The following is a 15,089-nucleotide window of genomic DNA, read 5'->3' on the forward strand; positions in this document are numbered from 1 at the left end:
CCAGGCCCGGGCCGGGCACGGCAGCGCGGACACCTGGATCCTCGACGCCGCCTTCCCGGCGCGGCGCGCCACGCCGCTGGTGACCCTGCTCGACGGGCACCCGCACACGCTGGCCTTCCTCGCCGGGGTCAACCAGGTTCGCGCCACCCACCTCGGCGTGACCCGGTTCGGCCAGTCCGGCGACCTCGACAGCGTGTACCGCTACCACGGCATCGACGCGGACAGCGTGGTCGGCGCCGCCCTCGACCTGCTCTGAACGACAGCGCCACTGCCGGAAGGACACTGATGCACCCGTTCGCCTACGCTCGCCCGCACGACGAGGCCCAGGCAGTGGCCCTGGTAGCAGAACCCGGCAGCACGATCATCGCCGGCGGAACCGAGCTGCTGAACTGGCTTCGGCTCGGCATCACCCGCCCCGACAACATCATCGACATCGGCCGGCTCCCGGACCGCGCCAACATTGGCCTGGAGGACGGGTTCCTCACGCTTGGCGCGTTGGCCACCCTCAATCAGATCGGCGAGCACCCAACGGTCGGCGAACACGCCCGCGTCTTGGGACAGGCCTGCCTATTGGCCGCTTCTGCCCAGGTGAGAAACCGGGCGACCATCGGCGGTAACGTGCTCCAGCGGACGCGATGCGCCTACTTCCGTGCCGCGGAACCTCTACCGTGGGCCTGCAACAAGCGCGCCCCCGGCACCGGATGCCCAGCGCGGCACGCAATGAACGACGAGCACGCCATATTCGGATGGACAGACGACTGCGTCGCGGTCCATCCGTCCGACCCCCTCGTTGCACTGGCGGCCCTCGACGCCGACGTTGACCTCGTCTCGCCCGAGGGCGCCCGCCGTCTCCCAGTGGGAAAGCTACACCTGGCCCAGCAGGAGGCCAAAGCCATCGGTCACGACCCGGCGACGCAGGAAACAGTGCTGCGTCACGACGAAATGATCACCGGCTATCGGGTCCCATTGCTGCCGGGAGCACGATCGGCCTATCTCAAGGTGCGCGAACGGCAAAGCTACGCATACGCCCTCGCCACCGCCGCCGCTGTGGTCCAGATGGACGGCGACACGATCCAGTCGATTCGGGTTGCCCTGGGCTCTGTGGCGCAAAGACCCTGGAGACTTCTACGTGCGGAGACGAGCCTTCCCGGAAACCGGCTCAGCGCAGACACGGTCCGCGAAGCGGTTCAATGGGACCTTGACGAAGCCAGACCCTTGTCCGGAAACGCATACAAGGTCCGCCTGGCCCGAAACACAGCCGTCCGGGCAATCATGGCCGCGGTCGAATCGTGAAGGTGCGGGCCGTCATCGTATCGGTGAGGTGCAAACAAATCAATTCCCGCGCGCTGGATGTCGGGGTCGGCTGTTCGTCGGCGCCGCACGCTCGAGGAAGAGGTGCTCATGACCCGCAGCCAGATTCTCAACGATGGAGGAGTGGCTCCCGACGATCCTGCGGGGGATACGCCCACAAACCAGGAACCCCTTGCGCCGGCCCTGGCGGTGAACGTGCGGTTGCATGTCAACGGCGCGCAGCACGCTGTACACGTGTCGGCCAGGGTAACCCTGCTCGATTGGCTGCGCGACGATCTCAGGCTGACGGGCACCAAGAAGGGCTGCAACGAGGGTGCTTGTGGCGCCTGCACTGTCTTGGTCAACGGCCGGCGGATGAACAGCTGCCTGATGCTCGTTGCGCAGTGTGACGGCAGTGAGGTCACCACGATCGAAGGCCTGGCTGGCCCCGACGGCCATCTGCATCCGGTGCAGCAGGCGTTCATCGACTGCGATGCCTTCCAGTGCGGCTACTGCACGCCGGGACAGGTGCTCTCGGCGGTCGCCTGCATCCAGGAGGGACACACCAGGTCCCCCGAGGAGGTACGGGAGTGGATGAGCGGCAACCTCTGCCGGTGCTCCGCCTATCCGCAGATCACGTCCGCGGTGCTGGCCGCCGCCGAGGGGAAGGTCTAATGGGCTGCCGCGCTACCCTTCTTCGGTCAGGAGTCGACGCAAGGCGACGCTGCACATCGTGGTTCCGACGAGAGCGATCATCGGGCATCCTCCCGCCAAGGAGATCACTGGATTCGGCTTCACTGGCCGGGCCCGGCCGACGCGACCGCTTACCCGGACAACCAGCCAGCTGCGGCCGGCGCAGGCTGGTGTGGGCTGTCAGCACTGCGGTGTCCCGATGACGGCGCCAACCGAAGGACGGGCGATCGGAGCTCCGCGCCCGCGTATAGAGGGACCGCTCAAGGTAACCGGCGCGGCGAGGTACTCGGCCGACAACGCCCCGCCCGACGCCCTTCACGCAACTCTCGTCGGTGCGCCGGTTTGCCAAGGGCGGATCGTTGACGTCGACGCCAGCGCGGCGCTGGCCGTCGAGGGCGTCGTCCGGATACTCACCTGGCATGACCTACCCACGTTCGGGCCGGTGCCTCCCTGGCAGGCCGCCGTTCTGAACCTTCCCATGCAGAGCGACCGCATCCAGCACGAGGGCGAGCCTGTCGCGATCGTGCTGGCCACGGACATCCAGGCAGCCGAACAGGCCCGCACCATGGTGACGGTCCGCTGTGCGCCCACACCTCCCGTCCTGCCCGGCCAGGGACGACGCAATCTCATCACCGCTTCGGAAGAAGTGGACGAGTCCGGGCTAGTTGAAGGTGAGCGGGGCGCGCCGTTCCGTATCGGGGACGTGGACGCTGCTCTTGCTTCGTCTGCTGTTCGCGTCTCCGAAACATGGATCCAGCCGTCGCGCCATCACAACTTCATCGAGACGTCCGGAACCGTGGCCCGCTGGGACGGCGACTTGCTGACGGTGTGGGACTCCGCCCAAGCGAGCTTCATCGTCCCCAACGTGATCGCGGCCGCGCTGCAGCTCGATCCCGGGAACATTCGCGTGATTGCTCCCCATGTCGGCGGCGGTTTCGGCGGGAAGGGTTGGGTGTGGCCACACCAGATCCTCGCGGCTGCCGCCGCACGGATCGTCGACAGACCGGTCAAGCTGCATCTCGGGCGGGCCGACCAGTACACCTCGACGGGGTTTCAGCCCCTGCTCGACCAGTTCCTCGAGCTCGGGGCGACAGAAGACGGCAGGCTGACCGCCCTGCGTCATCAGGTCTCCAACATCACGTCGATGACCGAGGTGTACGTCGAAGCGGCGACCGAGGTGAAGGACCTGTACGCCTGCCCGGCCATTGACGTCAGCCAGTCTGTCGAGCCGGTGACGGTCAACCTGCCGACGCCTATGCGCACGACCAACGAGGGATGCGGGCTGTGGCCGCTTGAGAGCGCGATGAACGAGCTCGCGCATCGACTGGGCGTCGACCCGATCGAGATTCGCCTCCGGAATCACGCGGACCGTGAGCCGACGACGGGTCGTGCCTGGTCGACCAAGCACCTGCGCGAGGCGTACGAGGAAGGTGCTCGGCTCTTCGGCTGGTACTCTCGCCCGCGCGGAGGACGCTCCGAGGGGAACTGGCGGATCGGGACGGGGATGGCCAGCTCCACGATGGGGCAGATCAGGTTTCCCGGGAATGCCACGGTGGTACTCCAGAGGGATGGTGACGTGGTCGTCCGCGTCGACATCCAGGACATCGGCACCGGTTTGCAGACGCTCCTTGCCCAGGTCGCAGCGGAAGAGCTGGGGACATCGGTCGAGGCCGTACGAGTCGAGTGGGGCGACAGCGACCTGCCCTCGACGGGTCCCATGTACGCGGGCTCGGGGACGGTCGCCAATACCAGCGCGGTCGCGCTAGCGTGCCGCGACATTCGCAAGCAGCTCGGAGAGCACTCAGACACCGACGACGTACTCGACGCGCTCCGTCAGACCGACCTCCCCCAGATAACCGGCGACGGGCGGTACGAGCTGCCGAACCGAGTACCCATGGACATGTACGGTGGTGACTCGGGATATGCGATTCGAAGCTTCGGCGCTGTGTTCGCTGAGGTGGCTGTCGATCCGGAGCTCGGCATCATGCGGATGCGCCGCATGGTCGGAGTGTACGACTGCGGGCGAGTAATGAACGCGCGGACCGCGCGCTCACAGATGATCGGTTCTCTCGTCTGGGCGTGGGGTAAGAGCGCGCTGGAACGCAGCGAACTCGACCCGACAACTGCGCGGTGGATGTCGAAGAACCTGTCCTCCGTCCACATCCCGGTCAACGCCGACATCTCAGACCTGATCACAATCGCCTTCATCGACGAGCCGGACCCCTACGCGAGCGTGACAGGTGCCCGCGCCATGGGCGAGATCGGCGCGACGGGCGCGGACGCCGCCATCGCCGAAGCAGTGTTTGACGCGATCGGAGTTCGCTTTCGTGAGCTGCCCATCACCCCTAAGCGAATCCTGGACGCGCTCGCCGAGATGGGCCGCTGAAGGCGGGCTTCACCGCCCATGTGGAGGTGGCTCAGCCGGATGGCCCTTTGTCACCGGATGGTGTTCTGTCGCGGTCGCCAGCTATCGGTGAGGACGGCTGGCGCGCCGCGAAGGACCTGAGCCGTACCCCCGAGCTTCAGCTCAGTCCTCGTCGGGCTGGATCGGTGCTCCCATATGCCGGAAGGTGCTGCGGTGGAAGACGAGCGGCGTGACATCGGGTCGAGCATGCGCTCGGTGGATGGCGAGCAGCGCGATCGTGTGGTCGCCAGCCGGAAGTTCGTCGTGTAGTGAGCACGACAGCCAGGCAGATGCATCTCGTATTAGTGCCTTCCGGTCCTCCCCGATTTCCCCATCGATGTCGGCGAAACGGTCGAGGCCTCGGCGCGCTAAGCGCCTGCGAACTGAAGCGTGCTTCTCGGAGATGACGCTGACGCCGATTCTGCGACGGTTCCGTAGTTGCGGCCAGGTAATTGAGGGTCGTCTGGATGTAGATCGAGACTAGGGGAGGGGTTAAGGAGACAGACACGAAGGAGCTGGCTGCGAGGCCGATCGGGACTCCATCGCTGAGCGCTCCGAGGGCGGTGACCCCCGTCGGGAAACAGGCGAACGTCCGCTTGAGCCCGTCCGCGGTGTCCGCGGGCTGCAACGTGATCACGGGTCAGCTCCTGACAGTCGGGCGGTGGCACAGCAGCGCTGTTCCGGATGGGCTCTGTCGATCAGTCGATTTTGAGCCGGGGCGGCGGTGGCGGCACGGACCTCTGTCTCCGTTGTCCCCGATGAGAGCTCGACAAGGCGAAGGCCGTGAGCGGTGACGTCGATGACAGCGAGGTCGGTGATGATCCGGTTGACGACATCGCGGCCGGTGAGGGGAAGGTCGTTACGCGTCGTATTTTGGGTGTGCCGTCCTTGGCTCGGTGCTCCATCAGCACGATGACGCGGCGGGCGCCGTGAACCAGATCCATCGCGCCGCCCATTCCCTTGACGAGCTTCCCTGGAACGGACCAGTTGGACAGGTCACCGGTCTCCGAGACCTGCATAGCGCCGAGCATGGCGACGTCGAGATGACCGCCCCGGATCATCCCGAACGACAGAGCCGAGTCGAAGAACGAGGCCCCGGGCCGGACTGTGACCGTCTCCTTGCCTGCGTTGATCAGATCCGGGTCGAGGGCTCCGGGCTGTGGGTAAGGGCCCGTGCCGAGGACCCCGTTCTCGCTGTGCAGCACGACTTCGACGTCAGCCGGTAGGTATGCCGGCACAAGGGTGGGCAGGCCGATGCCCAGGTTCACGTACTGTCCGCCTGCGAGCTCCGCAGCGGCGCGGGCGGCGATCTGCTCGCGGATGCCAATCACGGCGCCACCTCGGCGGTAGTAGTGCGTTCGATTCTCTTCTCCCGTCCCGGGCCGTGCACGACATGCTGCACAAAGACCCCGGGGAGATGGACAGAGGCTGGGTCGAGTTCGCCCGGCTCGAGGAGCTCCTCGACTTCCGCGATCGTCACTCGACCTGCCATGGCGCAGAGCGGGTTGAAGTTTGCTGCCGACTTCTCGAAGACGAGGTTGCCGTGCCGGTCTCCATAGACGGCGGCAACCAGGGCGAAATCCGTCTGGATGGCCTCTTCCAACACATAGAGCCTCCCATTGAACTCACGAGTCTCCCGTGGTGGCGAGGCGACAGCGACCGACCCGTCGGCTTCGTACCGCCAGGGCAGACCTCCCTCGGCGATCTGGCTCCCCACACCGGCCGGTGTGTAGAAGGCAGCGATCCCACACCCGCCGGCCCGAAGCCGTTCGGCGAGCGACCCCTGCGGGCACAGCTCGACCTCCAGCTCACCGGCTGACGCGCGAACTCCTTGTTCTCGCCGACGTAAGACCCTGTGACCCGGCTGATGCGACGGTCGGCCAGCAGGATCCCCAGGCCCCAGTCATCGACGCCACAGTTATTCGAGACCACCCGCAGATCGTCGACCTGACGCTCGTGCAACGCGCTGATCAGAGTCGACGGGATGCCGCACAGCCCGAATCCGCCGACGGCCAGGGTCGAGCCGGGGCCAACCCGGCGACAGCGGCTGATGCAGTGGCAACCTTGTCCATGTGGCTGCCTTTCGGTCGGGAGCCTCAGAGCCCGAGCTCGGGTTCGAAGGCACCGGCGGCAAGACGTTCGCGGATCGCACTGACGAAACGGCCCGCGTCGGCACCGTCGACGAGCCGGTGGTCGTAGGTCAGCGGAAGAAAGCACATCGACCGGATGGCGATCGCGTCCGTGCCGGCCTCGGCCGTGGCGACCACCACCGGCCGCTTGACCACCGCCCCGGTAGCGAGAATCGCTGCTTGAGGCTGGTTGATGATCGGGGTGTCGAACAGGGTCCCGACGCTGCCGATGTTGGTGATGGTGAAGGTCCCCCCTGCGAGCTCGTCGACGCCGATCGTGTTGTTGCGGGTGCGGGCTGCCACGTCTGCGATCGCCTTCGCGAGGCCGGCGACAGAGAGCTCGTCCGCGTTCCGGATCACCGGCACGAGAAGGCCTCGCGGCGTGTCCACGGCTACAGCGAGATGAACGTCGGAGTGATAGGCGATCTGCCCGTCGTCGGTGATGGAGGCGTTGAAGGCGGGGAATGCGCGCAGCGCCTCCACCGCTGCCTTCGCGATGAAAGGGAGGTAGGTGAGCCCGACTCCGTGACGGTGGCGGAACTCGGCCTTTGCCCGCTCCCGCAAGGCCACGACGCGACTGAGGTCCACCTCCTGCACGGTCGTCAACTGGGCTGAAACAGCCAGTGACTGCACCATGCGATCCGCGATGACGCGCCGCAGGCGAGGCATCGGCCTCGTCGTCCCGGCGACCGCCTCCTGCGCGCTCGACACCGCCAGCTTCTCCCCGCTGGGAGCCGCTGCCGACGTACTCTCAGCGGTGCCTGCTCCGTCGTTGGCGGCCCGGGATGCCGGTTCGGCGGAGGGGACCGGAGTCGCGTCGAGCTGTGAGGAGGTCAGGGGAGGGGCCGCAGGTGTCGGCTCTTCACCGATGACGGCGAGTTCGCCTCCGACGGCGACGACACCGTCGTCCTCGACCAGGATCGCGGTGAGCAGCCCGGCGGCCGGCGAGGGGATCTCGGTGTCGACTTTGTCGGTCGAGACCTCGAGCAGGGGTTCGTCGACCTCGACGCGATCGCCCACCCGCTTGAGCCAACGCGTGACGGTGCCTTCGGTGACGCTCTCGCCCAGGTCGGGCATGGTTACGACGGAGGACATCGCTCCTCGAACTCCCACTCTCTACGCCGAGACTGTCGCCCCCTTCCGGGATGCGATGCCCGACTGTACCTTCCGAAGCGGAGAATGGATACATTCTGCTTGGTGGTGCACAGTAGGGGGACGTCACCGCGGAGGCCCTGAGGCTGCCAGGGTGCACGCTGGCGGTCGCAGGGCCTTGATGGATACATTGAGCCTCAGTGGATAGCAGTAGCGTCGACTGGGTGCTGGACGTCGTGCACGTCGTGCGACCTCGAGGGAGCGGTGACCATGGCGGAAGAACTGCCCACGGACGGGGCGGCAACGAGCTCGCCCACAGCGGGCTCACTTGCCGCAGCTGCCGGTAGTAAGCGCACGGACCCGCGTCCATCCAGGGTTGTCGCCGTGGAATTTCGGGTGAACGGAGAGATCCACTCGGAGCAGGTCTCGGCGCGAACAAGCCTGCTCGACTGGCTCCGGGAGCACCCAGGCCTCACCGGCGCGAAGAAGGGCTGCGCCGAGGGCGCGTGCGGCGGCGCCTGCACCGTCCTCGTGGACGGGGTGCGGATGAACAGTTGCCTCGTCCTCGTCGCCCAATGCCACGGGAGCAACATCACCACCATCGAGGGCCTTGCCGACGTGGATGGAGTTCTTCATCCCGTGCAGAAGGCCTTCATCGGCGAAGACGCCTTCCAGTGCGGGTACTGCACGCCTGCACAGATCATGTCCGCGGTTGCCTCCATCCGAGAGAGGCACACGAGCTCCGCGGAAGAGGTGCAGGAGTGGATGAGTGGGAACCTTTGCCACTGCTCCGCCTACCCGCAGATCACCGCAGCGGTCCTCGCCGCCAGCAAGAAGGTGACCGGATGACCGTCGACAACGACCGAAGCATCGTCGGAGCACCCTTGCCACGAGTTGAGGGGCCGGCGAAGGTCACCGGTGCGGCGAAGTACTCCGCAGACAATGAGCTGCCGGGAATGCTGCACGCTGCGATCGTCGGGGCGCCCGTCGCGCGTGGGCGACTCGTCCAGATCGATACGACGGCCCTGGCGGCGGTCGAGGGCGTGGTGCGCGTTCTCACGAGGGAGGACATGCCCACGTTCGGCGCGGTGCACGCGTTCCAGGCCGCCGCGCTCGACCTACCCATGCAGAGCGACGAGATCCACTTCGAAGGCGAGCCTGTCGCAATCGTGCTCGGTACCAGCCTGCAGGCCGTCGAACAAGCCCGCCCGCTCGTCAGAGTCCGCTGCGCGGCGCAGCCCCCAATCCTGCCCGGACACGGTGAGCGGGAGGTGATCGCTGGGGAGGAAGGCGAGCGCGACGGCGGCAGCGTCGGCGAGGAGGGCGGCATGACCTGGATGGTCTGGCCCTACGGAGGACCGGTCCGGATCGGCGACGCCGCAGCCTCCCTGGAAACCTCGCACACTCGCGTCGGCGGGACGTGGACGCATCCTTCGCGCCACCACAACCCGATGGAGACCTCCAGCACCATCGCCCACTGGGACGGCGACGTCCTCACCATGTGGGACTCGGTTCAGGCCAGCTTCGTCGTCCCACCGGTCCTGGCAGACGCCCTGGGCATCGACCCAGGCAACGTGACCGTCGTTTCGCCCCATACCGGCGGTGGCTTCGGCGCAAAGGGCTGGGTGTGGCCCCACCAGGTGCTCACCGCCGCGGCCGCGCGCATCGTCGGCCGCCCGGTGAAGCTCCACCTAACCCGAGCCGACCAGTACACGTCCACCGGCTTCCAACCAGCACTCACCCAGCATCTCGAGCTCGGCGCGGACAGCAGCGGCCGGTTGACCGCTACGCGCCACCACGTCTCCAACATCACCGGGCTAACCGAGACCTACGTCGAGGGCGCAACTGAGGTGAAGGACCTCTACGCGTGTCCTGCCCTCGACACCGGACAAGACGTCGAACGAATAAGCGTGGGCGCCCCGACTCCCATGCGCACCACGAACGAGGGATGCGGGCTGTGGGCGCTGGAGTCCGCCATGAACGAACTCGCCCACGAACTGAACATCGACCCGTTGGAGCTGCGGCTGCGCAACTACGCCGACCGCGAGCCGACGACGGAACGGCCGTGGTCATCGAAGCGCCTGCGCGAAGCCTATGCCGACGGCGCCCGGCTCTTCGGCTGGTACGACCGGCCGCGAGACGGCCGCACGGACGGGCCGTGGCGGATCGGGACCGGCATGGCCACCTGCACCATGGGGCAGGTCCGATTCCCCGGGAACGCTCGTGTCCGGCTCGCTCGAGATGGCTCGGTGCGGATCGAGACCGACATTCAGGACATCGGCACCGGTCTGCAGACTGTCTTGACCCAGATCGCGGCCGATGAGTTGGACGTGCCCGTAGGCGACGTCTCGGTGGCGTGGGGTCACAGCGACCTTCCGTCCACGGGCCCGGTGTACGCCTCCTCTGCGACCGTACACACCGGCAGCGCCGTCGCCCTCGCCTGCCGCGAACTTCGCAAGAACCTCTCCGAATACTCCGACACCCCCTCGGTCACCGACGCTATCGCGGAAACCGACCTCGCCGAGATCGTCGGGGAGGGCAAGTTCGGCCTGGAGGGAAATGCGCCCATCGACGTCGGCGGCGGAGACTCCGGATATGCCATCCGTAGCTTCGGCGCGGTCTTCGTTGAAGTCGCCGTGGATCCGGAACTGGGGCTGCTCAGGCTTCGCAGGATGGTCGGGTCCTACTCGTGCGGCCGGATTATGAACGAGCGCACCGCCCGTGCCCAAATGATCGGCTCCCTCACCTGGGCCTGGGGCAAAGCCACGATGGAACGAAGTGAGCTCGACCCCGCAACGGCACGGTGGTTGTCCAAGAACCTCACCGGTGTCCACGTCCCCGCCAACGCCGACATCCCTGCAGACATCATCGTCCACTTCGTCGACGAGGTCGACCCGCACGCCAGCGCCATCGGAGCCCGCGGAGTCGGAGAAGTCGGCGCCACCGGCGTCGATGCGGCGATCGCCGACGCCGTCTTCGACGCCGTCGGCGTGCGTATCCGCGACCTTCCCATCACGCCGAAACGGCTCCTGACAGCAATCGGCGAGACATAGGCGCAGGTCGCTACTCTCGTGCCTGAGACACCCCTATCTGTGACCACTCCTGTGGCTGACCTCGAGACCATAGGCCGTGCCCAGCGGTTGCGACTGCTGAAGGCTGTCAAAATCGGGCGAGTGATTCACACGGAGAATGCGATACCTGTCGCGCACCCCGTCACATTTGTACTGCTCGGCGACGAAGTCACTTCCGCACCGGCAGCCGAACGAAGGTGGCCGCAAGCAAAGGGGGCGGTCTTTGCGTTTCAGGCGGACGACATCGGCTCGGACGGCCAGCGCGGTTGGAGTGTCGTCGGTGTTGGCCAGGCGTACAAGCTGACCGGATCGCACCCCGGATGCCAGGGCATGACGAGTACACGATCGGGATCGTGCTACCGACCTCGTCGGGCGGCTCGCGCGAACGACCTCAAGGGCTGGCCGCCGACACTGACTACCAGCGGCCCACACCGACATCTTGCCCAACAGTCACGAACCTGCAGCAGTCGGGATATCGCAGCCGGACGTGAGTGCTGCATCTACTGCGAGATCATTATCTGATGTGGACCGATAATGCACATCGCTTACAGTTGCTCCGTCCGCGTGCTCGGGGCGCCGATAGCCGGACTTGAGCGGACGTTGGCCGGAGGAGCCGGGGTTCGACCGCCGCACGGCGCGAGCAGCGTTCGCGGGCTTGATATGCATACCAGAGCATCGACGCGCCGAGAACGCCTCGTGTGACAATCGGGTTGGCGTCCGCTCCGTTGAAGTTGTCCGTGCTGCCGGAGCGCAAATTGCTCGGGCAGCGCCAATGGAGCGGTGGAGCGGCTTCACGTGAGCGGACGCACCAGCAGCAAGGCTGACGCAGGCCTCGGCAACGAGCCTGGGGTCAAGGCCCGGACGACACGCGGGCCCAAACGGAGCCCGAGCGATGAAGACGCCATCACCAAGGCAGTGTCGTTCGACCGACGTTCCACTCGCGCACAACGCGGGTCAGCTTGTCGGCTCGGGCACCGACGGTGTCGGCGAGGGCGCGCGTCGAGCGGGCTGCCGCCAGCGCGTCGGCGACGCCGAGTTTGGCGGCGATGTACGGCGCCTGAGACAGCGGGTGTCCCTGTGCCATTCTGACGAGCGTCTGCTGCACCTAGGCGTCCACGCGCGAACGCTACGCGAGCGCTGGCGGTACGGAAGACCGTATGGGCGTTATCGACACTGACCGACCTAATCAATGACGGTTGTCCGTGCCCGTCACGGCCGACACCCTGACGATCGGCCGCAGTCGACGGCGACGAGGCCGGTCTGGTAGCTGGTCACGAATGCACTCGAGCACGCTCGCCGCCCGCACGAGCGGCGACAATTGGGCGTGGTCGCGTCCGATTCCTGGAGCCCAGGCCGTGTGTCACAGTCGGCAATCTTCCGGGGGCTCGAGCAGCCAGCCGCAAGGTAGGGCGAGCTGAGCAACGCGCCTGCGCCCCCCTTTGCCATGTCATGCCGAGCTGTCAACTGCGGAGAGCCGGGGTCCTCGGTTTGAACCGGGTCAGGTCTACACCTCCTGGCCGAGCTCGCCGCCGAAGTCGCCTGCTTCGAGCCGGGCTCGTACGGCGCTAACGAACCGGCCTGCGTCCGCACCGTCGATGAGTCGGTGGTCGTAGGTCATCGGCAGGTAGCACATCGATCGGATGGCGATCATGTCGCCGTCAGGGCCGCTGACTACTGCCGGACGGCGCCGGATCGCGCCGGTCGCGAGGATGGCGACTTGAGGTTGGTTGAGGATTGGAGTGTCGAACTCTGCGCCGACGCTGCCGATGTTGGTGATGGTGAAGGTGCCGCCGGTGAGCTCGTCTGCCGTGATGGTGTTCGCCCGAGCTCGCTCGGCGACGTCTGCTATCCGGCGGGCGAGCCCGGCTAGGCCGAGATCCTGGGCATCCCGGATCACTGGTACAAGTAGGCCTCGTGGGGTGTCCACGGCGATGGAGAGGTGGACGGCGGCGTGATAGGCAACTGACTTGCCGTCGTCGGAGATCGAGGCGTTGAGCGCTGGGAACGCCGAGAGGGCTTCCACGGCAGCCTTCGCGAAGAACGGGAGGTAGGTGAGTGGAACGCCCTCGCGCCGCTGGAAGTCGGCCTTTGCCGCTGTTCGCAGGCGGGCGATCCGCGTGACGTCTACCTCCTGCACGGTCGTGAGCTGGGCAGACACCGTCAGCGACTCGGTCATCCGGCGCGCGATGATCTGTCGGAGCCTCGGCATGGGAACGGTGGTGCCGGGCACTGGGACGGTGGCGCTTTTGGTGCTGGCTGGTGCCGGCGGTGGTGCCAGCTCGGCAGCGGTCGCGGCGGGCGCTGGGCCCGGCTCCTTCACCACCGACGCCGCGCTGGCCGCTGCCGGCTCGGACAAGACCGACGGCGACGGGTCCGGATCCTGTAGCCGCGCCACCGCGCGATCGTTCTCGGCGGCCTGATTCGCTGTGGGCTCCGGTGCTGGGGGTGTGCCCTGCGCGGTCTCCTCCACGCGCGCGAGCAGACCGCCAACCTCCACGGTCTCGTCCTCGGCGACGAGGATCTCGACTAACGTGCCGGCGAAGGGCGACGGAATCTCCGTGTCCACCTTGTCTGTGGAAACCTCGAGCAGGGCTTCGTCGATCTCGAGCGAGTCGCCGACGTTCTTCAGCCACCGGGTGACCGTGCCCTCGGTGACGCTTTCTCCGAGCTCAGGCATCGTGACGGGTTGGGGCATGGCTGCGGGAAGTTCCTTTCGCGCGTGCGCTGTGCAGTCAGAGTCCACTCAGAAGGTCGAGTTCGGCAGCCAGGAAGGCGAGCTCGGTCCTGCCGTGGGCTCTGCATCTCCGGATCAGGTTCATGAGGTGATACTTGACGGTGGTCTCGCTGATGTGGAGCGCGAGGCCGATCTCCCGGTTCGTCATGCCGCGCACCAGGAGCTGAAGCACCTGGTGCTCACGGGCTGTGATCCGTGGTCTGTGGCTTCTCGCGGCCTTGCGATCGGGGGCGTGCTGTGCCGGAGGAGCAGTCGCCGTGCAGTGGATGATGCCCTTGCGCACGGCGTCAAGCGCCCCTTGGAGGGTTTCGGCCTCCACGTCGTCGGACAGGATTCCTCGAACCCCGGCTCCCAGGAGACCATGGACGCGATCCGTGTCGGACGGGCCGACCAGTGCGACGACAGCTTCGGTTTCTCGCAGTAGCCGGGTGAGTGAGGCCGGATGCCCCAGTCCGGCCCGCGCATCCGCGAGGTCGACGAGCACTGTGTCCGGTCGGTGTATGCGAGAGAGGAGCGCTGCGTCCACGAGGCTGGACGTTTCCGCGATGATCTCGAGCGTCCTGGTCCGCTCGGCGATACGAGCCAGCCCCTGGCGGATGAGCGGACGTGCCGAGGCCACCACGACCCGCGTCGCGGCGGGCCGCGATGTATCAGGCGCGGCCTCCTGAGCCGGGGCGCTCAATTTGCCGGAACCGCCGGGTTCTCCGTCCGGACCACCTTGGCGCTCAGCCCCCGTCGGATTGCGTCGACGAGCTCGGCGCGCATCCGACGGGACAGCTCGGCTGTCGGCACGAGGCCGCCCGATCCGTGGAACGCGCCGGGATACAGGTGAAGCTCGGTCGGGACACCATTCTGCACGAGGCTCTGGGCGTAGGCGATGCCCTCGTCGCGGAGCGGGTCGAACTCGCAGACCGCGAGATACGCGGGCGGCAGCCCGGCCAGGTCGGTGGCGCGAGCAGGCGCGGCATACGGAGACACCTCGTCGGTCGACGCGTGATCGCCGAGATAGTGTTGCCAGCTCTCGACCGCATTCGACCTGTTCCACAATGGTGTGTCGACAAAGGACTGCATTGACGGCGTCTCCAGCCGGTCGTCAAGCTCGGGAACGTCGAGGAACTGGAAGCACAGGGCGGGCCCACCTCGATCCCGCGCCAGCAGAGCCGTGCCTGCCGCGAGACCGCCTCCGGCGCTCACCCCGCCGATCCCGATCCGGGCGTCATCGATCCCGAACTGCTCGGCATGGCTGGCGAGCCAGGTCAGGGCCGCGTAGCAGTCCTCCACGGCTGCTGGGAAGGGGTGCTCCGGCGCGAGCCGGTAGTCGACGCTCACCACGACCGCCCCCACCTCCGCTGCCAGAAGGGCGGGCAGCTCCTTATCACCGTCGGCGTCACCAAGAACGAAACCGCCGCCGTGCAGGTAGACCAGCGCGGGCCTGGTCTCTCCTCTCCACACCGGGGAGAAGATCAGCACCGGCACGTCCGGCGCCTCGGCAGGCCCCGGGATCGTCCGGGTCTCCAGCTCGATACCCTCGGGCAGCACGTAGGGTGGCATCGCAACTTTCAGCGACTCCATGCGTGCTCGCGCCGTAGGCAGATCGCGCACGTCCAGCTCGGGAAGCATGGAGATCCACGGCTGCAGCTCCGGATCGAACCGATGTGTCACGGGGCCCCCTCGCT

General features: G+C 66.9%; 12 protein-coding genes and 4 pseudogenes. 7 read left to right on the top strand and 9 right to left on the bottom strand.

Annotated elements, in window-relative coordinates; translation table 11 throughout:
• The 4 genes and pseudogenes from LWC35_RS32570 to LWC35_RS32585 all read left to right on the top strand — a co-directional run.
• Positions 1-256 (top strand): annotated as a pseudogene (locus LWC35_RS32570) (pyruvate dehydrogenase); the annotation flags it as partial.
• A 29-nt stretch (positions 257-285) separates the two neighbouring features.
• Positions 286-1,293 carry an FAD binding domain-containing protein gene (locus LWC35_RS32575; RefSeq protein WP_232874309.1) on the top strand — a complete coding sequence of 336 codons (1,008 nt, stop codon included), beginning with the start codon at positions 286-288 and terminating at the stop codon, positions 1,291-1,293.
• Positions 1,294-1,401: 108 nt separating this feature from the next.
• The gene (locus LWC35_RS32580; protein WP_232874310.1) at positions 1,402-1,965 is read left to right on the top strand and encodes a (2Fe-2S)-binding protein; all 564 of its coding nucleotides are present in this window, start codon (positions 1,402-1,404) and stop codon (positions 1,963-1,965) included.
• Positions 1,966-2,182: 217 nt separating this feature from the next.
• The gene (locus tag LWC35_RS32585) at positions 2,183-4,369 is read left to right on the top strand and encodes a xanthine dehydrogenase family protein molybdopterin-binding subunit (protein ID WP_232874312.1); all 2,187 of its coding nucleotides are present in this window, start codon (positions 2,183-2,185) and stop codon (positions 4,367-4,369) included.
• A gap of 141 nt (positions 4,370-4,510) precedes the next feature.
• Here LWC35_RS32585 and LWC35_RS32590 read toward each other — a convergent pair whose 3' ends face one another.
• The 5 genes and pseudogenes from LWC35_RS32590 to LWC35_RS32605 form a co-directional block, all read right to left on the bottom strand.
• Positions 4,511-4,840, bottom strand: coding sequence for a flavin reductase family protein (locus LWC35_RS32590; RefSeq protein WP_308194722.1), 330 nt, complete (start codon positions 4,838-4,840; stop codon positions 4,511-4,513).
• Between the two features lie 52 nt (positions 4,841-4,892).
• A pseudogene (locus LWC35_RS41135) lies at positions 4,893-5,024 on the bottom strand (hypothetical protein); the annotation flags it as partial.
• A pseudogene (locus tag LWC35_RS32595) lies at positions 5,021-5,718 on the bottom strand (3-oxoacid CoA-transferase subunit B). The pseudogenes LWC35_RS32595 and LWC35_RS41135, both read right to left, overlap by 4 nt.
• Positions 5,715-6,459, bottom strand: a pseudogene (locus tag LWC35_RS32600) (CoA transferase subunit A). Before LWC35_RS32600 ends, LWC35_RS32595 begins: the two co-directional pseudogenes overlap by 4 nt.
• Positions 6,460-6,483: 24 nt before the next feature.
• A complete protein-coding gene (locus tag LWC35_RS32605; protein WP_232874313.1) occupies positions 6,484-7,593 on the bottom strand; it encodes a 2-oxo acid dehydrogenase subunit E2 in 1,110 nt (369 codons plus the stop codon).
• A gap of 411 nt (positions 7,594-8,004) precedes the next feature.
• Between LWC35_RS32605 and LWC35_RS32610 the strand changes: the two genes are divergently transcribed.
• From LWC35_RS32610 to LWC35_RS41140, 3 genes are read left to right on the top strand one after another with little or no spacing between them, the layout of a single operon-like run.
• On the top strand, positions 8,005-8,457 hold the full coding sequence (locus tag LWC35_RS32610) for a (2Fe-2S)-binding protein (protein WP_232874315.1): 453 nt from the start codon (positions 8,005-8,007) through the stop codon (positions 8,455-8,457).
• On the top strand, positions 8,454-10,661 hold the full coding sequence (locus LWC35_RS32615; protein ID WP_232874317.1) for a xanthine dehydrogenase family protein molybdopterin-binding subunit: 2,208 nt from the start codon (positions 8,454-8,456) through the stop codon (positions 10,659-10,661). The genes LWC35_RS32610 and LWC35_RS32615 overlap by 4 nt, the downstream gene beginning before the upstream one ends.
• Positions 10,662-10,712: 51 nt before the next feature.
• Positions 10,713-11,201: a pyridoxamine 5'-phosphate oxidase family protein gene (locus LWC35_RS41140; RefSeq protein ID WP_372463142.1), complete on the top strand. Its 489-nt coding sequence runs from the start codon at positions 10,713-10,715 to the stop codon at positions 11,199-11,201.
• A 382-nt stretch (positions 11,202-11,583) separates the two neighbouring features.
• On the opposite strand, the gene LWC35_RS32620 is transcribed toward LWC35_RS41140, so the two are convergent.
• The 4 genes from LWC35_RS32620 to LWC35_RS32635 form a co-directional block, all read right to left on the bottom strand.
• The gene (locus LWC35_RS32620; protein WP_232874319.1) at positions 11,584-11,784 is read right to left on the bottom strand and encodes a hypothetical protein; all 201 of its coding nucleotides are present in this window, start codon (positions 11,782-11,784) and stop codon (positions 11,584-11,586) included.
• 399 nt (positions 11,785-12,183) lie between these two features.
• The gene (locus LWC35_RS32625) at positions 12,184-13,374 is read right to left on the bottom strand and encodes a 2-oxo acid dehydrogenase subunit E2 (protein WP_308194718.1); all 1,191 of its coding nucleotides are present in this window, start codon (positions 13,372-13,374) and stop codon (positions 12,184-12,186) included.
• Between the two features lie 37 nt (positions 13,375-13,411).
• Positions 13,412-14,032 (bottom strand): response regulator transcription factor, encoded by a 621-nt coding sequence (locus LWC35_RS32630; protein ID WP_232874321.1) that lies wholly within the window; start codon positions 14,030-14,032, stop codon positions 13,412-13,414.
• Positions 14,033-14,091: 59 nt separating this feature from the next.
• A complete protein-coding gene (locus LWC35_RS32635; protein ID WP_232874323.1) occupies positions 14,092-15,075 on the bottom strand; it encodes an alpha/beta hydrolase in 984 nt (327 codons plus the stop codon).
• Between the last annotated feature and the right edge of the window lie 14 nt (positions 15,076-15,089).

It is taken from the genome of Pseudonocardia kujensis, assembly GCF_021283305.1.
Lineage (GTDB): Bacteria > Actinomycetota > Actinomycetes > Mycobacteriales > Pseudonocardiaceae > Pseudonocardia > Pseudonocardia kujensis.